The organism is Streptomyces sp. NPDC089799 (assembly GCF_040684755.1).
In the GTDB taxonomy this organism is placed as follows: Bacteria; Actinomycetota; Actinomycetes; order Streptomycetales; family Streptomycetaceae; genus Streptomyces.
The window spans coordinates 138762-161691 of sequence record NZ_JBFBGR010000004.1 but is presented as its reverse complement, the minus strand read 5'-3'; the positions used below and the strand labels follow the sequence as shown (position 1 = coordinate 161691).

Genomic DNA, 22930 nt, shown 5'->3' with positions numbered 1-22930 from the left:
TCCTTGGCCGGAAGGAGTCGAGGGCAGGGGACAGGGCGGTGGGTGACGCTATCGCGTCCCTGTGCGCTCTACGCGCGTAGCACTGTCAGAAATGAAAAGTCGGCGGCAAAAGCCGTTCGGGGCCCGGAGGGCTGCTGCGAGGGCAGCCCTCCGGACCCCTGTCGAGACGCTTCCTTACGGAGCGGTCTTGACGGTGATCTTCTTGGCGATGATGTCGGCCTTCGCCTTCTCGACGGCGGCGACCAGGTCCGTCATCTTCTTGTACTCCGGGTTGGAGTCGGCCAGGCCGACGCCGTCCTTGTCCAGGCCGTAGCGGATCTCACCGGTCTGCGGCTTGCCGTCCTTGACGGACTTGATCAGGTTGTAGACCGAGTCCGAGACGTCCTTGGTGACCGAGGTCAGGATCTTGTCCTTGAACTTGGCCAGACCCGCCTGGTTGTACTGGTCGGAGTCGACACCGATGGCCCACGCGCCCTTGTTGGCGGCGGCCTCGATGGCGCCCGAGCCGGCCAGACCGGCGGCCGCGTAGATCACGTCCGCGCCGGCGTCCAGCTGGCCCTGCGCGGCGGCCTTGCCCAGGTCGGGCTTGGCGAAACCGGAGAAGTCCGGCGGCTGGCTCAGGTACTTGGTGAGTACCTTGGCGCTGGGGTTGGTGTCCTTGACGCCCTGGACGAAGCCCGCCTCGAACTTCTTGATCAGCGGAACCTCGACACCGCCGATGAAGCCGACCGTGCCGGTCTTGGACGCCTTGGCGGCGGCGACGCCGGCCAGGTAGGAGCCCTGCTCCTCGTTGAAGACCAGGTTCGCGATGTTCTTGTCGGTCACCGAGGTGTCGTCGATGAGGCCGAACGTGGTGTTCGGGAACTTCGGCGCGACCTTCTTTATCGCGGGGGCGTACGAGAAGCCGACGCCGATGACCGGGTTCGAGCCGTTGCGGGCGAGCTCGGTGAGGCGCTGGACCTTGTCGGCCTCGGACTCACCCTCGGTCGGCTCCGCCTCCTTGCCCTTGACCTGCAGGTCCTTCTCGGCCTTCTGCAGACCGGCATAGGCGGCGTCGTTGAACGACTGGTCGCCGCGGCCACCGATGTCGTAGGCGATGGCGGTGGTGGCTTCCTTGGAGTCGGAGGACGAGGTGTCCCCGGACTTCTTGCCACCACACGCGGTGGCGGAGAGCGCGAGAGCCGCGGACGCGATGCCCACGGTTGCGATGCGGGTGATCCGGCGCAAGGGGAGGCTCCTTCAAAACCTGACCTGAAAGCGCCTGAGAACCGGCGCTGGTTTCGCCGCGATCGTAACGCGCGTAGATGTCAGTTAAAGGCCCGTTCATGAGTCGTTATCGGATCGTCGCGAACCGGACAGTGACCGACTGGTAACCGGTCAGGCGCCCAGCCCTTGTGTACCAAGGGCTGGACGGGTCCGACGCGCGGCGCGCCGATGTTGTAACGGGTCTTGCCCGGATCGGCCGCGGGCCTACCGGACCGACCCTGCCCGGTGGCCGTCGATCAGTGCGGCGGCGGTGAAGAACTCCACTCCGACGGCGATCGCGGACTCGTCCACGTCGAAGTCGCCTCGGTGCAGATCGCGCTTGACGGGGTCGCCGGGGACCCGGACGCCGAGCCGGGCCATGGCGCCCGGGACGTGCTCCAGGTACCAGGAGAAGTCCTCGCCGCCCAGGCTCTGCTCGGTGTCCTCGACCGACTCGGCGCCGCGCCGGGCGGTCATCGCCTCCCGGAGCAGTTCGGTGACCACCGGGTCGTTGACCACCGGGGGCACCCCGCGGACGTGGTTGATCTCGAACTTGGCCCCGTGCATGGTCGCGACCTCGTCGATGGCCGCGTGGATCTGGTCCGGCGCCTCGTGCCAGGCGTTCAGGTCCAGGCAGCGCACGGTGCCGGACAGCTCGGCGTGCATCGGGATCACATTGCAGGCGTGCCCGGCCTCGATCCGGCCCCAGGTGACGGACATGCCCGAGCGGGCGTCCATCCGGCGGGCCAGCAGCGCGGGCACGTCGACGGCCACCCGGGCGGCCGCGGTGACCAGGTCGGTGGTCAGGTGCGGTCGGGCGGTGTGGCCGCCGGCCCCGTCGAGGCTGACCTCCAGCCGGTCGCAGGCCGAGGTGATCGGGCCGGTCCGCAGGCCGATCCTCCCGGCGTCCACCCGGGGATCGCAGTGCACCGCGATGATCTTGCCTACGCCGTCCAGGACGCCGGACTCGATCGCCTCGGTGGCACCGCCCGGCAGCACCTCCTCGGCGGGCTGGAAGACCAGCCGCACCGGCCGCGGCAGCAGTCCCTGCCGGGCCAGCTCGGCCAGGACCAGGCCGGCGCCGAGCACCGTGGCGGTGTGCACGTCGTGTCCGCAGGCGTGCGCCCGGTCGGGGACGGTCGACCGGTAGGGGGCGTGGGTCTTGGCGTCGGGGATGGGCAGGGCGTCGATGTCCGCACGGAGGGCCAGCATGGGGCGTTCCCCGTCCCAGGTGCCCACGTCACAGAGCAGGCCGGTGCCGGAGCGCAGTACGCGCGGCCGGAGGCCGGCTTTCTCCAGTCGGGCCTTGATCGCGGCGGTGGTCCGGAACTCCTGGTGGCCGAGCTCGGGGTGCATGTGCAAGTCCCGGCGGAATGCGATCAGTTCGGCACGCAGGCGATCCGGTACCTTGCCGGGCAGCTCGGGCTGGGCGGGCTTTCCTGGCAGGGCGGTCTGGGACTCGCGGGACATCAACTGGTTCACCTGTTGAAGAGTAGGCGTACATCACCGCCAACTGGGTGGAGATCAGGAAAAGTTCAACCCGTTCGGGGAAGAAATCCCGTCCTCCGGACGCATGACCGCCTGCACCCGGGGGTAAACTCCGCCGCTCATCCGGCCGCGGGGGCGGTTTCCGCGGGGAGTCGGTGCACGTCCCTGGCGGTGTCGGTGACCCCGGCGAGGAAGGTCCGGGCCCGGGGCGAGGCCGCGGCGGTCAGCCAGGCCGGGTCGATGTCGCAGACGGCCACGCGGACGCCCGTACCGGCCAGGGCGTAGGGCAGCGTGTGGACGACCGTGGACGGGAAGCTGAGGACCGTCCTGCCCACCGGGCCGCGCCGGGCGATCAGCTCCAGCGGCAGGTCGGGGCGCACGATCTCCAGCCCGGTCGCCTCGCTCAGTGCGCGGAGCTTCTCCGGGGACTCGCGGCGGTGCGCGAAGTAGCGGGTCGCGCCGTGCTCCCGGGTGAGCCGGGAGACCGCCTCCAGGTAGCGGCCGGCGTCGACCACGCCGGTCTCCACCAGGGAGGTCCCAACCAGGTCGGTGCCCTTGGTGAGCCGGGGCGGGCCGAACCGGGAGCGGGTCCAGCCGAAGTCGTTGACCCGCAGTTCCATGCCGGGCAGCGGGGTGACCGGCATGGAGCTGAAGACCTCCACCCGGCGTCCGGCGGCCGGGGTGAGCCGGCGCCGGGCGTTGCCGGAGACCGGCGCGTACGCCAGCTCCTTGAGCCGGCCGAGGGCTCCGCCACCGGTGCGGTGCCAGCGGCGGAGCCGTTCGCCGCGGCCGGCCTGGGCGAGGAACTCCATGGTGGCGGTGCCGTCGTCGACGACCACCAGTTCCCTGGCGCGGGCCGGGACGAGCAGCAGCTGGACGAAGCGGGAGAAGGGGTCGCCGACGACGATCCGCTCGGCCCTGCGGACCCGGCCGGCGAGTGCGGCCAGCGCCTTGAAGGGCGCGCCTGCGCCGCCGCGGGCCTCCTGCCAGTGCACGGTGTGGCCTTCGTCCCGGGCGATGCCGGTGACCCGGCGGAGCTGGCCGCGGGACATGGGGTCGGTGGGGGGCAGCACGATGATGTGGAGGCCGGCGGGGGTGCCGGGCGGGGCGGGGGCGGCTCCGCCGCGGGTCGGCTGGGGCGGGATGCTGTCCAGCAGCGGCTTGGGCCCGGACTGCTGCCCCGACTGCTGTCCGGCCTGCTGGTGGGCCCACTCCAGGACGTTGAGGAGCTGGACCGGGCTCTCGACGAAGGCGAGGGTGGTGGCGGGGGTGTTCACGACGACTCCTCTTCGGGGGTGCGGAGCCGCTGCGCGGGCCGGTCCCCTCCCCGCCCCTTCCCGAAACCGGGGCCTCGCCCCGGACCCCTCCGCCCTGTGCGGGGCGGGCCCGTTGCTACCGGGCTGCGGGCCGGTGGGGGCTGGTCGCGCAGTTCCCCGCGCCCCTGACGGGGGCGCGGGTCCTGCGGCGAGGTGGGAGCGGCCCGCGCGGCGGACCGGCGGGTCAGACCGCCGCGGCGGTGCCCTGGACGCGGCGCAGCTTCTTCATGGGGCCGAGCTCGGACTCGTAGACCTTCTTGACGCCGTCTCCGAGGGCGGTCTCGATGGTGCGGATGTCGCGGACCAGGCGCTGCAGCCCGCCCGGCTCGACGGAGGCGGCCTGGTCCGAGCCCCACATGGCGCGGTCGAGGGTGATGTGGCGCTCGACGAACACGGCGCCGAGGGCGACGGCGGCCAGGGTGGTCTGCAGGCCGGTCTCGTGGCCGCTGTAGCCGATGGGGACGTTGGGGTACTCCGCCTGGAGGGTGTTGATCACCCGCAGGTTGAGCTCCTCGGCCTTGGCCGGGTACGTGGAGGTGGCGTGGCAGAGCAGGATGTTCGGGCTGCCGAGCACCTCGACGGCGTGCCGGATCTGGGCCGGGGTGGACATGCCGGTGGAGAGGATCACGGTGCGGCCGGTGGCGCGCAGGGCGCGCAGCAGCTCGTCGTCCGTCAGGGAGGCGGAGGCGACCTTGTGGCAGGGGACGTCGAACTTCTCCAGGAAGGCGACGGCCTCGGTGTCCCACGGGGAGGCGAACCAGTCGATGCCGCGCTCCTTGCAGTGCTCGTCGATGGCGCGGTACTCGTCCTCGCCGAACTCCACGCGGTGGCGGTAGTCGATGTAGGTCATCCGGCCCCAGGGGGTGTCGCGCTCGATGTCCCACTGGTCGCGCGGGGTGCAGATCTCCGGGGTGCGCTTCTGGAACTTGACCGCGTCGCAGCCCGCCTCGGCGGCCGCGTCGATCAGGGCGATGGCGTTGGCCAGGTCGCCGTTGTGGTTGATGCCGATCTCACCGACGACGTAGACCGGGTGGCCGGGTCCGGCGGTGCGGGAGCCGAGCGGGCGCAGGCGGGAGTTCTGGGTGTCGTTCATGCGGGATCGGGTCCTTCGGTCGGTACGGGTGCGTGTACGGGTGCGCTCGGGTCGAGCAGCGGGGCCAGCGCCCTGGCGCGGGCCAGGTCGTGGGGGTCGTCGATCTCCAGCACACGGGCGGGATCGGTGGGGACGGGCAGGGTGTGCCCGAAGAAGCGGTGCCGGGCGCGGCGGAATCCGGCCGCGTCCATGGCGTAGGCGGCGCCGGTCTCCAGGAGGTCCTGGGGGCGGTCCTGGCGGCGGGGGCGGACGGCCTTGTCGTGGTTGACCCCGTGGCCGCCGTCGCCGGCGGCGGCCCGCCAGAGGAAGCCGTGGAAGGGGGCGACGGTCAGGGCCGAGTCGGCCGGGCCGGTGGCGACGGCGGCCGCGACCGACTCGACGTCGTCAGGGTGCAGGAACGGGCTGGTGCACTGGACCAGCAGGACCACGCGGACCTCGGTGGAGTGCAGTTCCTCGAACCGGTCCAGGGCGTGCAGCAGCGCCGATTCGCTGGTCGCGGTGTCGCCGGAGAGGGCCGCGGGGCGGCGGACGACCTCGGCGCCGGCGGCCCGGGCGGCTTCGGCGATCTCGTGGGAGTCGGTGGAGACCAGCACGTCGGTGACGGTGGGCGCGGCCAGGCAGGCGCGGACGGCGCGGGTGACCAGCGGGACGCCGGCGACCTCGGCGAGGTTCTTGCCGGGGACGCCCTTGGAGCCGCCGCGGGCCGGGACGACGGCCAGCACGCGCGGGGCGGCCGGGCCGGCGGGGGCCGCGCCGGCGGGGGCCGGGGCGGTCACAGCTCCCCCAGCCTGCGGATGACGGGGGCGACGCGCTGGACCCCGTGCCGGTAGGTGCCGCGGGCCGCGTCGCGGAGGTGGGAGCGCAGGTAGCGGCGCAGCCGGGACTTCCCCCGGAGCGGTTTGGCGGCGCCCGGCAGGACGGTGCCGTCGGGGGCCAGGTGGTGGCGGGCGAGGATGCCGGGCAGGTAGCCGGGCGCGGTGACGGCCGTGTAGTAAGGGGCCGGTGGCGGGAGCTCGGGGCGGGCGAGCAGCTCGGTGATGCGGGCGCGGGCGGCCTCGTGGGGGGCGTCGGAGGTGACGCCCTGGGCGGCGAGCCAGTCGGGGTCGCCGGCCGGGCGGAGTCCGGCGTCGAGCTGGTCCCAGGAGGCCAGGCAGCCGGAGCCGAGGAAGTGGTGGTTGCCGAGGGTCTCGCGGACGCCGAGGTCGGTGAGGACTGCGGTGGGGATGCCCCGGGCGAGGGATTCCAGCGCGGCCGTGGAGGAGACGGTGACCAGCAGGTCGGTGCGGTCCAGGACCTCGCCCATGTTCCCGTAGACCAGGCGGAGGTTGGGCGGCAGCGGGTCCGGCATCCGGTCGGCGAGCCGCTGGTAGGGGACCTCCTCCAGGTGAGTGGTGTGCTCCCCGGGCTTGCTGCGCAGCTTGACGAGCACCTCGCGGTCGGGGTGCAGGCGGGCGTGCCCGGCGGCGCGGCGCAGCAGGTAGCCGCGGTCGGCGGCGCTCTCGGGCACCGAGGGCTGGGCGGCGAAGACCACGGTGTGCGCGTGGCCGGCGGGTTCCTCGTACGGCGCCCCGTCGAGGAAGGGCAGGGCGGTCTCGGTGACGGCGGAGGCGTCGGCTCCCGCTCCCTCGTACACGGCGCGGAACCGGGCGGCGTCGTGGCGGGAGTTGGCGAGGACGAGGTCGGCGCCGTGGCGCAGCAGCAGGCCGTCGGCGAGCTTCTCGTAGACGACTCCGACGTAGCCGGTGACGAGGACGGGGCGGCGGGCCGGCCGGGGCCACAGGGCGCGGATGCCGTGCAGGGCGGCCTGGACGGCGCCGCCGACCAGGGCGAGCACCACCATGTCGTAGGACCCGCGGCGGAGTTCGGCGAGGAACTCGGGCAGGGTCACCTCGTCCAGCCGGTCGGCCCGAACGCCCACCTCGCCGAGCTGGCGCGCGGTGGGCGTGGCCCGGCCGCGCAGCAGGAAACCGGTCAGGTTTCCGTCCTCGGCCGCGCATTCGGGAGCGATGCGGTGCGCGGTGAGTGCGCCCCATTTCCATCGCGTATCGGAATCGGCGAGCACTGCGACCCGCTTGCTTACTGGCACGGGCCAGAAGCTATGCCGGAATTCCGGTGATCGGCCCAACGAGCGCACAACAGAGGGTTAACAACCCGTCGACGAAATGAGAATCCGCCGGTTGGTGAGACGGAAGGCGGCCGTGGTGGTGGCGGGTTAACGGCGGAGCCACACGGCGTTCACGTAAAATCTTCGCATGGGCCACGGTGAATGCCGCCCCAAGGCCTAATGTCTGCCGAGTGGTCAAGCTCTCTGTTGTCGTGCCGTTCTACAACGTGCAGACATACGCACCGGATGCCCTGAAAAGCCTCGAACTGAACGCGCGGGACGACTTCGAGTTCCTCCTCGTCGACGACTGCTCGACGGACGGGACGCCCGGGCTGCTGGAGCGCGCCGCGCGCGAGCTCCCGGGCGCGGTGCACCTCAGACACGAGCAGAACGGCGGCCTGGCCACCGCGCGGAACACCGGGCTGGACGCGGCGCGCGGCGAGTACCTCGCCTTCATGGACGGCGACGACTGGCTGGCACCGGGCCACCTGGCCCGGACACTGGCCGCCATCGAGGCCCTGAACTGCGATTTCGTCCGCAATGACCATGTGCAGGTGGCCGGGAAGGCGCGCACCGTGCAGCGCATCCCGTACGGCCCGCAGGGCGTCCCGGCCGATCCCCGGACGGGCATCCTGCCGGCCGAGCGGCCCACCTCGGTGGACTATCCCTACGCCTGGGCCGGGATGTACCACCGGCGGCTGCTGGACCGGGGGCTGCTGCACTTCACCGACGGGCTGCGGACCGCCGAGGACCGGCCGTGGATCTGGCGGCTGCACCGGGGGGCGGAGTCCTTCGCGGCGGTCGGGCTGCCCGGCATCTTCTACCGGCGCGGAGTTTCGACCTCGCTCACGCAGATCGGCGACGTGCGGCAGCTCGATTTCATCCGCGCATTCGATCAGGTGATCACCGACACGGCGGCGGACCGGGATGCGGCAAAGCTGCTCCCGAAAGCCGTTCGCACATATTGCGCAATCATTGCGCACCACATCGGATCCATTGAAAGGTTCGAGCCCGACGTGGCCAAAAAGCTCCGTTCGATGAGTGCGGCCGCGCTCGGAAGAATGCCGCAGGACGTACTCGACACCGCCCTGGACTCCATGGACGCGGAGCGGTCGGTGGTGCTGCGGCGGCTCCGCCGCCGGTCCGGCGAGGGAGCGGCCGCCTGATGGAACTCCGCACCACGCAGATCTTCCTGGCCTCCACCCTGTACGGGATGGCCACGCTCGCCGCCGGGATCGACGCCGGCAGCTTCGGCCCGGCCGACCGCCGGATCCTGCTGACCAGCAACAACGCGGTCATCCCGGAGATCACCCCGGGGCTGGAGGCGATGCCCGGCTTCGCCGCGCTGCGCACCCGCTTCGACGACCACCTCGACTGGAACGCCACCGTCGAGCCGTACCACCCGAGCACCTGGACCCCGCGCCCCGAGGACGTCCCGCTGTGGGAACGACAGTTGCGCGCGCTGTGGGGGCTGGGCGAGGACCGGATCGAGCTGGTCGTGGAGTCCATCCAGGTCTCCCCCGCGCAGGCGGTCTGCCAGCTGTTCCCCGGGGCCTCGGTCGAGGTGTACGCGGACGGCCTGATGAGCTACGGACCCACCCGGCACAAGCTGGACGCGCAGCTGGGCATGCGGATCCGCCGGGTGCTGCACCTGGACCTGGCCCCCGGTCTGAAGCCGCTGCTGCTCACCGAGTTCGGGGTGCCGGCGGAGCTGGTGCCCGCCGCCGCCTTCCTGAAGGTGCTCGCCGAACTCGGCACGGAGGGCCCCGCGCAGACCGGGGTCCCGGAGGGCCCGGCGCTGCTGCTCGGCCAGTACCTCTCCGCCCTCGAACTCCTCACCCCCGAGGAGGAGGAAGAGCTGCACGTCACCATGGTGCGCGGCGCCCACGCGCTGGGCCACACCGAGATCGTCTTCAAGCCGCACCCGAGCGCTCCCGCCCGCCACTCCCGGTCCGTCGAGGAAGAAGCCGAACGGCTCGGCGCCCGGCTGACCGTGCTGACCGAGCCGGTTCTCGCGGAGGTCGTCTACCAGCGGCTGCGCCCGGCGCTGGTGGTCGGCTGCTTCTCCACCGGGCTGCTCACGGCCGCCACCCTGTACGGGATCCCGGTGGCCCGTACCGGCACCGGCCGGCTGCTGGACCGGGTCGCCCCGTACCAGAACAGCAACCGGGTGCCGCTGACGGTGGTGGACGCGCTGCTGCCGGACCTGGAGGACGCCGGGGCCGTGCGCTCCCAGGCCGCGCCCGGCCCGGAGCGGGTGCACGAGGCGCTCGACGGGCTGCTGGTCGCCGTCGGGTACGCCATGCAGTCCCAGGTGCTCTCCGCCCGCCGGGCGGAGGCCGAGCAGTACCTCGCCACCCGCCTCGACGAGCACACCTGGCGGTACTTCAAGCGGCGCCGGCTGACCACCCTCGGCCTGCCCGGAGGGATCCCCGCACAGCTCTCCTTCCTCCCCAGGAGCCCGGCCCTGCGCCGGGCCGTACGCCGGATCCGCCGGCTGCAGAAGTCCACGATGGGCCGGTCCAGGTGAGCGTCACCGCGCCGGTGCCCGGGCCCCGCACCGGCGCCGCCCCCGCCACGGCGGAGGAACGGGTGTCCGCGGGGGCCGGCCGGCACCGGCGCCTCCACGCACTGGACGGACTGCGGCTGCTGGCCGCGCTGATGGTCGCCCTCTACCACTTCGGCGGGCGCGACGGGGACGTCGCGAAGGCGTGGGGGGACTCGCCGCGCGACCTGTTCCCCGATGCCGCGCCCTGGTTCGCGTACGGCCCGCTCGGGGTCCAGTTCTTCTTCGTCATCAGCGGCTTCGTCATCTCGATGAGCGCCTGGGGCCGGCCGCTGCGGTCTTTCCTGGCCTCCCGGGTGGCCCGGCTCTACCCCGCGTACTGGGTGGCCCTGGTCCTGGTCACCGCCGTGTTCGCGCTGCCGGGGGTGGCGTGGAGGACGGTCTCGCCGACCGACTTCCTCACCAACCTGACCATGCTCCAGCAGCCGGTGGGCGCCGAGCGGGTGCTCGGGGTGTGCTGGACGCTGTGGGCCGAGATGCGCTTCTACGTGCTCTTCGCGCTCTTCGTGATCCTGCCGGGCGGGGGCCGCCGGCGGACCCTGGTGTTCTGCGCGGTCTGGACGGTGGCGGCGGTGATCGCCGACGCCTCGGGGTCCGAGCTGCTCGACCTCGTCCTGATGCCGCAGTACGCGCCGTTCTTCATCGGCGGCATGGGCCTCTACCTGGTGTACCGCGACCGCCGGGACGTGCTCGGCTGGGGCGTCGCCGTGCTCGGCTGGGCCCTGGGCCAGCACTACGCGGTGGCCGGCCTGTGGCACGCCCCGAACCCGAAGTTCTTCTCGTACCGCGAACCCACGGTGATCATCGCGGTGGTCACCCTGGGGTTCCTGCTGGTCGCGCTGGTGGCGGCCGGCCTGTTCGACCGGCTGGACCTGCCCTGGCTGACCGTGGCCGGAGCCCTGACCTACCCCTTCTACCTGGTCCACGAGCACCTGGGCTGGGTGGTCATCCACACCCTGCACCGCCGGCTGGACCTCCCGCCCCCGGTCGCGTTCACGGCGGCCCTGGTCCTCATGCTGGTCCTGGCCTGGCTGGTCCACCGCCTGGTGGAGCGCCCGCTGACGCCATGGCTGCGCCGGGCCCTGGAGCGGAAGGTCAGCTGACCGCCAGCTTCGCGGCGAAGCCGAGGAAGAGGACCCCGGCGGCGGAGGTGGCTCCCGCGGAGAGCCGCTTGCGCCGCCGGAAGGCGGCCGACAGGCGGGTGCCGCCGAATATCAGCGTGCTCAGGTAGAGGAAGCTGCTCAGCTGCAGCAGGGAGCCGAGCAGCAGGAACGACAGAGCGGGGTACCGGTACCCCGGGTCGACGAACTGCACGAAGAAGGACAGCAGGAACAGGATGGCCTTCGGGTTCAGCAGGCTGACCACCAGGGCCCGCCGGTAGTAGCGCTCGGTCGCGGGGGCCGGGGCCGCGCCGGCGCCCGGGGCCGCGGTCGCCACCTGCTCCATGAGCGCCGACTCGGCCGTGTGCCGGGCCTTGCGGTCCCGCCACATCGTCCACGCGGCCCGCATCATGCCGACGGCCATCCAGGCCAGGTATCCGGCACCCAGGTACTTCACGATGCCGAACAGCACCGGACTGGCCTGGAGCAGCGCCCCCGCGCCGACGGCCGCCAGCACCATCAGCACGGTGTCGCCGGTGAACACCCCGGCCGCCGCCGTGTAACCGGCGCGCACGCCGCGGCGGGCCGCGACGGAGAGGACGTACAGCGAGTTCGGGCCCGGCAACAGGATGATCAGCGCCAGGGCGGCGAGATAGGTCGGAAGGTCGGTGACACCCAGCATGTGCAGGAGTGTCGCATGAGTTTGCACCTGACACCATGGCCGGTTTCACCATGCGGAATCGGCCGGTACGTAACTGCCCCAGACCTGTCGCAGTGCGTTGCACACCTCGCCCACGGTGGCGCGGGCGCGGAGCGCCTCCCGCATCGGGTAGAGCACGTTGCCGGTCCCCTCGGCGGCGGCCCGCAGCTCCGCCAGGGCCGCGTCCACGGCCGCCCCGTCGCGGTCGGCCCGCAGCCGGGCCAGGCGTTCCCGCTGGCGGAGTTCGATCGCCGGGTCCACGCGCAGCGGCGCGTACGGCTCCTCCTCGTCCAGGGTGAAGCGGTTCACGCCGACCACCACCCGCTCGGCGCTGTCCGTCTCCCGGGCGATCCGGTAGGCGTTCCGTTCGATCTCCGCCTTCTGGAAGCCGCGCTCGATCGCCGCGACCGCCCCGCCCATCGCCTCGATCCGGTCCATGAGCTCCACCGCGGCCCGCTCCAGGTCGTCCGTCATCGACTCCACGACGTAGGACCCGGCGAAGGGGTCCACGGTGTGCGTGACGTCCGTTTCGTACGCCAGCACCTGCTGGGTCCGCAGGGCCAGCCGGGCCGACTTCTCCGTCGGCAGGGCGATGGCCTCGTCGAAGGAGTTGGTGTGCAGCGACTGGGTGCCGCCGAACACCGCCGCCAGGCCCTGCACGGCCACCCGGACCAGGTTCACCTCCGGCTGCTGGGCGGTCAGCTGGACCCCGGCGGTCTGCGTGTGGAAGCGCAGCATCAGCGACCTGGGGTCCTGCGCGCCGAACTCCTCGCGCATGACCCGGGCCCAGATCCGGCGGGCGGCCCGGAACTTGGCGACCTCCTCCAGCAGGGTGGTGCGGGCGACGAAGAAGAAGGACAGCCGGGGCGCGAAGGCGTCGACGTCCATCCCCGCGCCGATCGCGGTGCGGACGTACGCGATCCCGTCGGCCAGGGTGAAGGCGACCTCCTGCACGGGCGAGGCCCCCGCCTCGGCCATGTGGTAGCCGGAGATGGAGATGGTGTTCCAGCGCGGGATCTCGGCCCGGCAGTACCGGAAGGTGTCGGCGACCAGCCGCAGGGAGGGCGCGGGCGGGAAGATGTACGTCCCCCGCGCGATGTACTCCTTCAGTACGTCGTTCTGCACGGTCCCGGTCAGCCGGTCGCCGGGTACGCCCTGCTCCTCCGCGACGAGCTGGTAGAGCAGCAGCAGGAGGGCGGCGGGGGCGTTGATGGTCATCGAGGTGGACACCCGGTCCAGCGGGATGCCCTCGAACAGCACCCGCATGTCCTCCACCGAGTCCACCGCCACGCCGACCTTGCCGACCTCGCCGTGCGCGAGCGGCGCGTCCGAGTCGTGGCCCATCTGGGTGGGCAGGTCGAAGGCCACCGAAAGGCCGGTGGTGCCGGCCTCGATGAGCTGCCGGTAGCGGGCGTTGGACTCGGCGGCCGTGCCGAAACCGGCGTACTGGCGCATCGTCCACGGGCGGCCCGTGTACATGCTCGGATACACGCCCCGGGTGAAGGGGTATTGCCCCGGTTCGCCCAGACTGACCGCCGGGTCCCAGTGCGTCAGGGCCTCGGGCCCGTACACCGGTTGCAGGGGCAGTCCGCTCTCGGTGTGTCCACTCCTGGGATGTGACATCTGGCAGAAACCTCCATGACGCCGACCGGTCAGGTCCTGGTAGAACGTCTCCGCGCCGTCCCGGGACGCCCTCTTGTCACAATGGCGCAACATCCCGGAACTGTGCGCAACCAACCACGCCCGCCGCGGCATCGAACCGTGTGAAGCCACTGACCTCCGGGGGACCAAGATGTATCGCCAGAACCGCAAGAGAGTGATGATCCGTGCGCTCGGCACGGTCGGCGCCGTTGTGCTCGCCGCGACCGCGACCGCCTGCGGACCGCAGGAGCAGAAGCCCGGCGCGCCCGCCGCGCTGGCCCCCTCCTCCTCCGCGGACGGCACTTCCCCGGCGGCTTCGCCGAGCACCTCCTCGGACGGCAAGCCGGGCGACGCCTCTCCCTCGGCGTCCTCGTCCGGAACCTCCTCCCCCTCGGCCTCCGCCCCGGGCTCCGCGTCGGCCTCGCCCTCGGTGAAGTACGTGATGGCCAACGGCGACGAGAGCGAGCAGGTCCGCGAGCTGCAGGCCCGGCTGCGGCAGCTCGGGCACCTGAAGACGGCGCCCACCGCCTTCTACGGCTCGAAGACCACGGCCGCGGTCCGCGCGTTCCAGGGCAAGCACGGGCTGACCGCGTCGGGTTCGGTGGACCAGGCCACCTGGACCAAGGTCCAGAGCAGCAGCCACAAGCCCACCGCCGACGAGCTGCGCCCGCCGACCACCAACGAGCTCGACACGCCGGACCCGCGCTGCATGACCGGCCGCGTGATGTGCATCAGCAAGGAGAGCCGCACCCTGGCCTGGATGATCGACGGCAAGGTCGTCTCGTCCATGGACGTCCGCTTCGGCTCGGAGAACACCCCGACCCGCGAGGGCGTGTTCAAGGTGGACCGCAAGGAGCGGAAGTGGACCTCCACGCTCTACCACACGTCCATGCCGTACGCGATGTTCTTCAGCGGCGGCCAGGCCGTGCACTACTCGGCGGACTTCGCCGCGCGCGGCTACGCCGGGGCCTCGCACGGCTGCGTGAACGTGCGTGACATGGGGAAGGTTTCCGCGCTGTTCGACCAGGTGACGGTCGGCGACAAGGTCGTCGTCTACTGGTGATCCGTCGCGGTGATCCGTCGCCGTCCACCGGTGGTCCGGTGACGGCGGGAGAGTGAGGGCGCGGGCAGGGCCGGGGGAACGTGCCCCGCCCGCGCCGGTTGCGCAGAGCCCAGGGGTACGGGGGGAACCCCGGCTCATGCGCGGCCGATGACCAGTCGGCTCAATATGTACTGCGCCGGGGGGTCGAGAAGTGTTACAGCCGGATGTCCGCACCGCTCGCGGCCGGGAGCGGCAGCCCCGGCAGGAGCTGTCGGGGCGCCGGTACCCGCAGGATCCCGCCCGAGGTGCTCGCGGTTCCGCTGCGGTCCCCGGAGCCCTCCGAGCCGTCGCCGGAGCCGCCGTCCGCGTCCCCGCCGGAGCCGGAGTCCGAGCCCGATTCCGAGCCGGAGTCGCCGGAGCGCTGCCCGCCGCCGGAGCCCTTCCTGTTCTTGCCCCCGGTGCCCGAGCCGGCCGAGCCGCCCGAGGGATCGGGGTCCCCGTTGAGCAGGCGGTCGCAGAACCGGTCGATGCCCAGGATGCCCTTGGCCGCGCGGGCCAGCTTGTCCCGGCCGTCCACGCTGATCCGGCCCGCCCGGTGCGCCCGGCACAGGTCGGCCACCCGGATCATCCGGGTCCCGGGGTCCCTGGCTCCGCCGTCGGTGCCGGTGCCGGTGTCCGTGTCGCGGTCCGGGACGGCGGTCTCGCCGTCCTCGCCGAAGCCGTCCTCGCCGAAGCCGTGCCCGCCGGACCCGTCGGTGCCGTTGCCGGGCTGTCCGGAGCCGGCGCCGGGTCCCGTCGGCGTACCGCCGGTGCCCTGCGTGCCGGAGCGGTCGTTGTCGCGGAGCCGGCTGTGGCCGCCCTCCGGGGTGACGGGCGCGGTGGCGCCGCCGTCGGCCCGCTCGCCGGCGGAGCTGCTGGGGCCGGTGGTGACCGAGACGGCCGGGCGGGGGTCCGCGGTGTTGTAGAGGGTGCCGTTGAACAGGCCGGAGCCGGCCGCGGCGGCGACCCCGCCGAGGGCCACGCTGGCCGCGGCGGCCGCCAGACCCAGCCGGAGCGAGTGGTTCCGTACAGGGCGGTGGACGGCCGGCCGGCCCAGCGCCACCAGCGGGCCGCGGGCCGCGCCGCGTCCGTCGACGGACTCCGCTTCGTGTTCCGGTTCGGCGCCGGCCGGGCCGTGGACGGTGCGGAAGGCGGCCAGTGCGGCGGCCTCGCCGGGGAGTTCGGAGTCGGCGGGTGCGCCGGCGGCGGCGAGTTCGTCGAGCACCGCGCGTAGACGTGCGGCCCCGCCGTCCGAGAGGTGATCCGCGACAGGCCCGGCCGGCTCGCCCCGCAGCAGTCTCTCCGCCGCGGCCGAGTCCAGCCACCTGTTGCGATCGTCGGCCATCACATGTCCTTCTGCGTCCGCCAACGTGAATGCGTCACACCGGTTCGCTGTACGAGGTCCCCACCGGGGCCGCGCTGCGCCGGAACGGCGTCGAGATCGCGCGGGCCTCCCGCGGCCGCGGCGTCCGCGGCACGGCCCGATGCATTATGGCCGACTTCCGGGCCGGGCTCCGCTCCGTGTTCGGACCCCAGCATCTCGGCCAGCTTCTTCAGGCCGCGGTGGGCCGCCGTCCGGACCGCTCCGGGCCGCTTGCCCAGGGTCTCGGCGGCGCTCTTGGCGTCGAGCCCGACGACCACGCGCAGGACGACGGCCTCGGCCTGGTCCTGCGGGAGCCGGGCGATCAGGGCCATGGTGCGGCCGGTGGAGAGGGACTCCATGGCCTCGCCGTAGGTGTCGGAGTCGGCGGCCCGGCCGGTCAGCTCCGTCTCGTCACCGCCGACGGCGGGGCGGCGGCCTCGCATGCGTATGTGGTCGAGGGCCCGGTTGCGGGCGATCCGGGCGGACCAGCCGCGGAACCGGTCGGCGTCACCGGCGAACGAGGGCAGGTCGCGGGCTATCTGGAGCCATGCCTCGGAGGTGACGTCCTCGGCCTCCGCGTCCCCCACCAGCGTGCGTACGTACCCCAGCAGGCGCGGGTGCACGGCGCGGTACACAGTACGGAACGCGCCTTCGTCGCCGTGCTGTGCCGCGAGCACCGCGGCGGTCAGCTCCGCGTCGTCCCCCAGCAAAGTCCCCAACCCGTCCACTGTCCTGTACGTCCTGCGCAAATCAGCACGTTACGGCCTTCGGGCACCGACGTCCACGAGTTGTACAACGAGCAACCATCCCTGCGCGGAGCGAGGTGTGACACAAAACGCACTCAGGACGCTGACAGAGGTACGGGCTTGTCGCACGAGCCCGTGCCGGAACGGCGGCCGGGGCCTCTCCTGTGGGGGGTGGCGGCCTCGGTCGCCTTCTTCCGTCCGTGCGTTCCGCGTGTCCGCCTTCCGCTCGGTCCGCGTTCCGTCTTCCGCCCAGTCTCACACCTCCGGCGCTCTTCTCGTCCGGGTGAAATCAGCCGCTGCGTGCGGTGTGCACGCGTCCCCCGTCGATAGCGTTGCGGCACACCCGACACGTCCCGAGGAGCCCCACGCTGTCCAGCCCCCTCCCGGCCCAGGTCCGCGGAAGCGCCCTCGCACGGTTCAACGCGGCCCCGGCCGAGGCCGCCGAGCGGGTGCTCCTGCGGTGCTGCGGCAGCCGCCGCTGGGCGCACCGGGTGGCGGCGCACCGCCCTTACCCGGATCTGGGCGCACTGCTGGCCGCCGCCGACGAGGCCTCGTACGACCTGCGCCAGGCGGACCTGACGGAGGCGCTGAGCGCCGAGCTCCCCTCGGAGCTGCACGAGGGGGCGCCGTACGCGGCCCACCTGGCACTGGACGCGGCACACGCGGAGTACGAACGGAAGTTCGGGCATGCCTTCGTGATCTGCCTGGACGGGCACCCGGCCGAGGAGCACCCGGACGCGGTGCTGGCGGGCATCCGGCAGCGGATGGGGCACGAGGAGGAAGAGGAGCGGGCCGTCGCCGCGGACGAACTGCGCCGGCTGGCCCGGGCCCGGCTGGCCGCCCTCACCGTACTGGCCGAACTGACCGACGAGGAAATGTCTTGTTCGTCCGTATCGCCGGATATCGGATGCCCGAAATCGCCCGGTTCGCCCTTGTGGGATAGCCCGTCCGTGCCTGTTTGATCACACCACTGGCCCCCGCGCAAGGGAACCGACAAGTCGTCGCTACGATGTCGGGGGCCGGTGGACCGTACCCGGCCGGGCCCGACCGACAACGAAGCCGGCTGGCCCCCGCCCCGCTTCCGGAGGGTTTTCCGTGCCGGCTGGAACGTTGTACCGCGGCCGGGAAGGAATGTGGTCCTGGGTGGCTCATCGAGTCACCGGCGTCCTCATCTTCTTCTTCCTGTTCGTACACGTCCTCGACACCGCTCTCGTCCGCGTCTCCCCCGAGGCGTACGACGATGTCGTGGCTACCTACAAGACTCCGATCGTCGCGCTGCTGGAGTACGGCCTCGTGGCCGCCATCCTCTTCCACGCGCTCAACGGTCTCCGTGTCATCGCCGTGGACTTCTGGTCCAAGGGCCCGCGCTACCAGAAGCAGATGCTCTGGACCGTCGTGGGCATCTGGATCGTGCTGATGGCCGGGGCCCTTTACCCCGTGCTCGGCCACGCAGCTGCTGAACTGTTCGGGAAGTGACGCCGATGTCCTCTGACACTTCTTCCGCCATCGGCGACGTCCAGGGCGCGAGCCTCTACGACGTCGACAACCCGGCCCCGTACATCGAGGCGCCGCGCAAGCGCACCTCCAAGACGCCCCGCTCGACCCGCGGCAACTTCGAGATGGCCGCGTGGCTCTTCATGCGCCTCTCGGGCATCGTCCTGGTCGTCCTGGTCATCGGCCACCTGGTGATCCAGCTGGTCCTGGACGGCGGCGTGAGCAAGATCGGCTTCGCCTTCGTGGCCGGCCGCTGGGCCTCGCCGTTCTGGCAGGGCTGGGACCTGCTGATGCTGTGGCTGGCCATGCTGCACGGCGCCAACGGCCTCCGCACCGTCATCAACGACTACGCGGAGCGCGCCAACACGCGGCTGTGGCTGAAGGGCCTGCTCTACACCGCCACGGTGTTCACCATCCTTCTGGGCACGCTGGTGATCTTCACCTTCGACCCGAACATCCGCTAGGCAACGGGGCTGAGGCGACAAATCTCATGAAGATCCACAAGTACGACACCGTCATCGTCGGCGCCGGCGGCGCCGGCATGCGCGCCGCCATCGAGGCGACGAAGCGCAGCCGCACCGCCGTGCTGACGAAGCTGTACCCCACCCGCTCCCACACGGGCGCCGCGCAGGGCGGCATGGCCGCCGCGCTGGCCAACGTGGAGGAGGACAACTGGGAGTGGCACACCTTCGACACGGTCAAGGGCGGTGACTACCTGGTCGACCAGGACGCCGCCGAGATCCTGGCGAAGGAGGCCATCGACGCCGTCCTCGACCTGGAGAAGATGGGCCTGCCGTTCAACCGCACCCCGGACGGCACCATCGACCAGCGCCGCTTCGGCGGCCACTCGCGCGCCCACGGCGAGGCCCCGGTCCGCCGGTCCTGCTACGCCGCGGACCGCACCGGCCACATGATCCTCCAGACGCTGTACCAGAACTGCGTCAAGGAGGGCGTGGAGTTCTTCAACGAGTTCTACGTCCTGGACCAGCTGATCGTCGAGGAAGACGGCGTCAAGAAGTCGGCCGGTGTGGTGGCGTACGAGCTCGCCACCGGCGAGATCCACATCTTCCAGGCCAAGGCCGTCATCTACGCCTCCGGCGGCACCGGCAAGTTCTTCAAGGTGACCTCCAACGCGCACACCCTGACCGGTGACGGCCAGGCCGCCTGCTACCGCCGCGGCCTGCCGCTGGAGGACATGGAGTTCTTCCAGTTCCACCCGACGGGCATCTGGCGCATGGGCATCCTGCTGACGGAGGGCGCCCGCGGTGAGGGCGGCATCCTCCGCAACAAGGACGGCGAGCGCTTCATGGAGAAGTACGCGCCGGTCATGAAGGACCTCGCGTCCCGTGACGTCGTGTCCCGCTCCATCTACACGGAGATCCGTGAGGGCCGCGGCTGCGGTCCCGAGGGCGACCACGTCTACCTGGACCTCACGCACCTCCCGCCGGAGCAGCTGGACGCCAAGCTCCCGGACATCACCGAGTTCGCGCGCACCTACCTGGGCATCGAGCCGTACACGGACCCGATCCCGATCCAGCCCACCGCGCACTACGCCATGGGCGGCATCCCGACCAACGTCGAGGGTGAGGTCCTGGCGGACAACACCACCGTCGTGCCCGGCCTGTACGCGGCCGGCGAGGTCGCCTGCGTCTCGGTGCACGGCGCCAACCGCCTGGGCACCAACTCGCTGCTGGACATCAACGTCTTCGGCAAGCGCTCCGGCATCGCGGCGGCCGCGTACGCGGCCGGGAACGACTACGTCGAGCTGCCGGAGAACCCGGCCGAGCTCGTCGTCGACCTGGTCGAACGGCTGCGCAACTCCACGGGCAAGGAGCGGGTCGCCGACCTGCGCCTGGAGCTCCAGGAGACGATGGACGCCAACGTGATGGTGTTCCGTACGGAGCAGACCATCAAGACGGCGGTCGAGAAGATCGCGGAGCTGCGCGAGCGCTACAAGAACGTCTCGGTGCAGGACAAGGGCAAGCGGTTCAACACGGACCTGCTGGAGGCCATCGAGCTGGGCAACCTGCTCGACCTGGCCGAGGTCATGGCCGTCTCGGCCCTGGCCCGCAAGGAGTCCCGCGGCGGCCACTACCGCGAGGACTACCCGAACCGCGACGACGTCAACTTCATGCGCCACACCATGGCGTACCGCGAGGTCGCGGCCGACGGCACGGACTCCGTCCGTCTCGACTACAAGCCCGTCGTCCAGACCCGCTACCAGCCGATGGAGCGTAAGTACTGATGGCCACCCCGACGCTTGAGAAGGTGGAGGCGGAGTCCGCCGCCTCCCCGTACATCACGGTCACCTTCCGGATCCGCCGCTTCAACCCCGAGGTCTCCGACCAGGCGGAGTGGCAGGACTTCCAGATCGAGATCGACCCGAAGGAGCGCGTGCTCGACGGTCTCCACAAGATCAAGTGGGACCTGGACGGCACGCTGACCTTCCGCCGCTCGTGCGCGCACGGCATCTGCGGCTCCGACGCGATGCGGATCAACGGCAAGAACAGGCTCGCCTGCAAGACGCTGATCAAGGACATCAACCCGGAGAAGCCGATCACCGTCGAGGCCATCAAGGGCCTGACGGTGATGAAGGACCTCGTGGTCGACATGGAGCCCTTCTTCCAGGCGTACCGCGACGTCATGCCGTTCCTGGTCACCACCGGCAACGAGCCGACGCGCGAGCGCCTGCAGTCCGCCGAGGACCGCGAGCGCTTCGACGACACCACCAAGTGCATCCTGTGCGCCGCGTGCACCTCCTCGTGCCCGGTGTTCTGGAACGACGGCCAGTACTTCGGCCCGGCGGCGATCGTCAACGCGCACCGCTTCATCTTCGACTCGCGTGACGAGGCCGGCGAGCAGCGCCTGGAGATCCTGAACGACAAGGACGGCGTGTGGCGCTGCCGCACGACCTTCAACTGCACCGACGCGTGCCCGCGCGGCATCGAGGTCACGAAGGCGATCCAGGAAGTCAAGCGCGCGCTGATCACGCGCCGCTTCTGACCTCCGCAGGTCGGCGTTCCGTACGAGGGCCCCGCCCCCGGTCTCCACGACCGGGGGCGGGGCCCTCGCCCGTTCGGGTGAGCACGCCACCTCCGGCCGCGCGGGCCCTTCCCGTCCTACGATGATGCTCTCGACAGCAGCCCACGGGAGGCACGTGATGTCCGCAGCACCCGCTGAGCAGCCCCTTGGTGACCGGTCTCTCCTTGACGAGGCCAACCGGCTCATGGAGCGGAATCCCGGCTACCGAGTCGAGATCATCGGAGGCGTCATCGTCGTGACCCCACCGGCGGACGTCGCCCATTCCAGGGGCCTGACCAAGCTCATGCGCCCCTTCCTGGCCGCAGGCCTGGACGACGGCGAGACCGAACTCCATCAAGGCATCGGCCTGTGGCTGCCCGCCGGCCCCTCGGACTACGCCATCCCTGATCTCTGCGTCGTCGATGCGGACATCGACGAGTACCTCGTCGAGAACAACTGCTACGAGCCCTCGGCCTTTCGGCTCGTCCTCGAAGTGACGTCGAGCAACTACCAGAACGACCTGCGCGCCAAGGTGACCGCCTACGCCAACGCCAAGGTCCCCGTCTACGTGATCGTCGACCGCAAGCACAACCGTCTGCACGTCCTCACCGAGCCGGCGCAGGACGAGTACGCCACCCACCGCGTCCACGCGCCTGGCGAGCTCGTCACGCTCCCGGAGTCGATCGGCGCCAAGGTCACCCTGGACGTGGAGGAGGTCCTCGCGGCCGCGCGGCGCAAGCCCGAGGCCGAGTAGCGCAGCCCGCCCCCGGGCTCGTAGGGGTGGCCTCAGGGTCGGCTCGGGGGGCTCCCCGATGGGCCGGGGATCTTCGCGGCGGAAGACTGAACGGCATGACGAAGACCGTGAACTCCACATCCCGCAAAGCCCGTTGGATCACCCTGGCAGCCGGGGCCGCGCTGGTGGCGACCGCCGTCGGGACGCTGCCCGCCGGGGCGGCCGAGCGCACCCCCGCCTACTCGGCCACCGTCGACGTCCACGAGCGGATCGCCCCCGCCGCCCTGCAGGAGTCCCTGGGCACGCTGCCGGACGGGGTCGCCTCCGGTGCCATGGCCCGGGTCGGCGGCCGGGACGGCAAGTGGACCGGGACCGCGGGGAACGTGTCCGGTGACCCCGCCGCCTCCTTCCGGATCGGCAGCATCACCAAGCTCTTCACCTCCACGATCACCCTCCAGCTGATCGCCGAGGGCCGGCTGGCGATGGACACCCCGGTCCAGGAGGTGCTCCCCGGCACCCTGCCGGCGCACTGGGCGCCCATCACGGTGGAGCAGCTGCTCAGCCACACCAGCGGGCTGCCCGCACCCGCCTGCTACGAGCAGGGCCGGTCGTACACCCCGGCAGACTTCGTCAAGACCATGACCGAGTGCCCGGAGGCCGGGGAACCCGCCACCGGGGACCAGATCCGGCAGGTCTACATGGGATCCAACTACTTCCTGCTCGGCATGGCCATCGAGAAGGTCACCGGGCGCACGTACACCGAGGAGCTGAACCGCCGGATCATCCGTCCGCTGGGCCTGCGCCACACCTACCTGCCGGCCGCCGGCGACACCTCCATGCCCGCCCGCACGCTGGCCGACCTGCCCCCGGCCGACCCCTGGGCCTGGGCGGAGGGCGGGATGGTCTCCAACGCCCCCGATCTGGAGCGGTTCCTGACCGCCCTGCTGCGCGGCCGCCTGCTGCCGCCCGCCCAGCAGCAGCTGCTCTTCGCCAAGCCCGCGAACGCGGACGCGAAGCGCCCGTTCAGCCGGGCCGGCGTCCAGTGGTTCACCATCGACGGCACCGAGGTCTGGGGCAAGACCGGCAGCCTCGGCGGCTACACCAACGGGCTGTTCGCCACCCGCGACCAGCGACGCGTCCTGACCTACTCCCTCGCCACGCGGCCCGGCGCCACCCCGGAGCAGCTCACCGACCGGCAGCTGAAGATTGCCGGGGCGGCGTTCTGAGTTGGCCCTACCA

The 22930-nt window shown here is 71.7% G+C and carries 20 protein-coding genes and 1 pseudogene; 11 read left to right on the top strand and 10 right to left on the bottom strand.

Going from position 1 to position 22930, the window contains the following annotated elements; genetic code table 11:
• Positions 1-174: 174 nt before the first annotated feature.
• The 6 genes and pseudogenes from AB0O36_RS05320 to AB0O36_RS05295 all read right to left on the bottom strand — a co-directional run bounded on the left by AB0O36_RS05320 (position 175) and on the right by AB0O36_RS05295 (position 7204).
• A complete protein-coding gene (locus tag AB0O36_RS05320) occupies positions 175-1227 on the bottom strand; it encodes a BMP family ABC transporter substrate-binding protein (protein WP_365104300.1) in 1053 nt (350 codons plus the stop codon).
• A 243-nt stretch (positions 1228-1470) separates the two neighbouring features.
• Positions 1471-2715, bottom strand: coding sequence for an amidohydrolase (locus AB0O36_RS05315; RefSeq protein ID WP_365104681.1), 1245 nt, complete (start codon positions 2713-2715; stop codon positions 1471-1473).
• 137 nt (positions 2716-2852) lie between these two features.
• Positions 2853-4010: a hypothetical protein gene (locus AB0O36_RS05310; RefSeq protein ID WP_365104297.1), complete on the bottom strand. Its 1158-nt coding sequence runs from the start codon at positions 4008-4010 to the stop codon at positions 2853-2855.
• 223 nt (positions 4011-4233) lie between these two features.
• Complete coding sequence (locus tag AB0O36_RS05305) at positions 4234-5142, bottom strand: N-acetylneuraminate synthase family protein (RefSeq protein ID WP_365104294.1); 909 nt, start codon at positions 5140-5142, stop codon at positions 4234-4236.
• Between the two features lie 50 nt (positions 5143-5192).
• Positions 5193-5918, bottom strand: a pseudogene (locus AB0O36_RS05300) (acylneuraminate cytidylyltransferase family protein); the annotation flags it as partial.
• The gene (locus AB0O36_RS05295; RefSeq protein ID WP_365104678.1) at positions 5915-7204 is read right to left on the bottom strand and encodes a DUF6716 putative glycosyltransferase; all 1290 of its coding nucleotides are present in this window, start codon (positions 7202-7204) and stop codon (positions 5915-5917) included. The pseudogene AB0O36_RS05300 and the gene AB0O36_RS05295, both read right to left, overlap by 4 nt.
• A 233-nt stretch (positions 7205-7437) precedes the next feature.
• Here AB0O36_RS05295 and AB0O36_RS05290 point away from each other — a divergent pair, with 233 nt between their 5' ends.
• From AB0O36_RS05290 to AB0O36_RS05280, 3 genes are all read left to right on the top strand, one after another.
• Entirely contained in the window at positions 7438-8412 is a 975-nt protein-coding gene (locus tag AB0O36_RS05290; protein WP_365104291.1) for a glycosyltransferase family 2 protein, read from the top strand.
• The gene (locus AB0O36_RS05285) at positions 8412-9776 is read left to right on the top strand and encodes a polysialyltransferase family glycosyltransferase (protein ID WP_365104288.1); all 1365 of its coding nucleotides are present in this window, start codon (positions 8412-8414) and stop codon (positions 9774-9776) included. Before AB0O36_RS05290 ends, AB0O36_RS05285 begins: the two co-directional genes overlap by 1 nt.
• Positions 9777-9838: 62 nt before the next feature.
• Entirely contained in the window at positions 9839-10915 is a 1077-nt protein-coding gene (locus AB0O36_RS05280) for an acyltransferase (protein WP_365104674.1), read from the top strand.
• Here the strand turns inward: AB0O36_RS05280 and leuE are convergent.
• Entirely contained in the window at positions 10908-11594 is a 687-nt protein-coding gene (leuE, locus tag AB0O36_RS05275) for a leucine efflux protein LeuE (RefSeq protein WP_365104286.1), read from the bottom strand. The genes AB0O36_RS05280 and leuE overlap by 8 nt on opposite strands.
• A 45-nt stretch (positions 11595-11639) precedes the next feature.
• The gene (locus AB0O36_RS05270; protein ID WP_365104283.1) at positions 11640-13235 is read right to left on the bottom strand and encodes a methylmalonyl-CoA mutase family protein; all 1596 of its coding nucleotides are present in this window, start codon (positions 13233-13235) and stop codon (positions 11640-11642) included.
• Positions 13236-13404: 169 nt separating this feature from the next.
• On the opposite strand from AB0O36_RS05270, the gene AB0O36_RS05265 reads away from it, so the two are divergent.
• Entirely contained in the window at positions 13405-14316 is a 912-nt protein-coding gene (locus AB0O36_RS05265; protein ID WP_365104280.1) for a L,D-transpeptidase family protein, read from the top strand.
• A 193-nt stretch (positions 14317-14509) separates the two neighbouring features.
• Here the strand turns inward: AB0O36_RS05265 and AB0O36_RS05260 are convergent, their stop codons facing one another.
• Positions 14510-15679: a hypothetical protein gene (locus AB0O36_RS05260; protein WP_365104278.1), complete on the bottom strand. Its 1170-nt coding sequence runs from the start codon at positions 15677-15679 to the stop codon at positions 14510-14512.
• Positions 15679-16407, bottom strand: a complete 729-nt coding sequence (locus tag AB0O36_RS05255; RefSeq protein WP_365104672.1) for an RNA polymerase sigma factor — start codon at positions 16405-16407, stop codon at positions 15679-15681. The genes AB0O36_RS05260 and AB0O36_RS05255 overlap by 1 nt, the downstream gene beginning before the upstream one ends.
• Before the next feature lie 404 nt (positions 16408-16811).
• Between AB0O36_RS05255 and AB0O36_RS05250 the strand changes: the two genes are divergently transcribed.
• From AB0O36_RS05250 to AB0O36_RS05220, 7 genes are all read left to right on the top strand, one after another.
• Entirely contained in the window at positions 16812-17405 is a 594-nt protein-coding gene (locus AB0O36_RS05250) for a 2-oxo-4-hydroxy-4-carboxy-5-ureidoimidazoline decarboxylase (RefSeq protein ID WP_365104669.1), read from the top strand.
• Between the two features lie 133 nt (positions 17406-17538).
• Entirely contained in the window at positions 17539-17919 is a 381-nt protein-coding gene (gene sdhC, locus AB0O36_RS05245; protein WP_365104275.1) for a succinate dehydrogenase, cytochrome b556 subunit, read from the top strand.
• Between the two features lie 5 nt (positions 17920-17924).
• On the top strand, positions 17925-18401 hold the full coding sequence (locus AB0O36_RS05240; protein WP_365104273.1) for a succinate dehydrogenase hydrophobic membrane anchor subunit: 477 nt from the start codon (positions 17925-17927) through the stop codon (positions 18399-18401).
• Positions 18402-18427: 26 nt separating this feature from the next.
• A complete protein-coding gene (gene sdhA / locus AB0O36_RS05235) occupies positions 18428-20182 on the top strand; it encodes a succinate dehydrogenase flavoprotein subunit (RefSeq protein ID WP_365104270.1) in 1755 nt (584 codons plus the stop codon).
• Positions 20182-20940 (top strand): succinate dehydrogenase iron-sulfur subunit, encoded by a 759-nt coding sequence (locus AB0O36_RS05230; protein WP_365104267.1) that lies wholly within the window; start codon positions 20182-20184, stop codon positions 20938-20940. The genes sdhA and AB0O36_RS05230 overlap by 1 nt, the downstream gene beginning before the upstream one ends.
• 157 nt (positions 20941-21097) lie before the next feature.
• A complete protein-coding gene (locus AB0O36_RS05225) occupies positions 21098-21712 on the top strand; it encodes a Uma2 family endonuclease (RefSeq protein ID WP_365104265.1) in 615 nt (204 codons plus the stop codon).
• 95 nt (positions 21713-21807) lie between these two features.
• Positions 21808-22917, top strand: coding sequence for a serine hydrolase domain-containing protein (locus tag AB0O36_RS05220; protein WP_365104262.1), 1110 nt, complete (start codon positions 21808-21810; stop codon positions 22915-22917).
• The last annotated feature ends 13 nt before the right edge of the window (positions 22918-22930 follow it).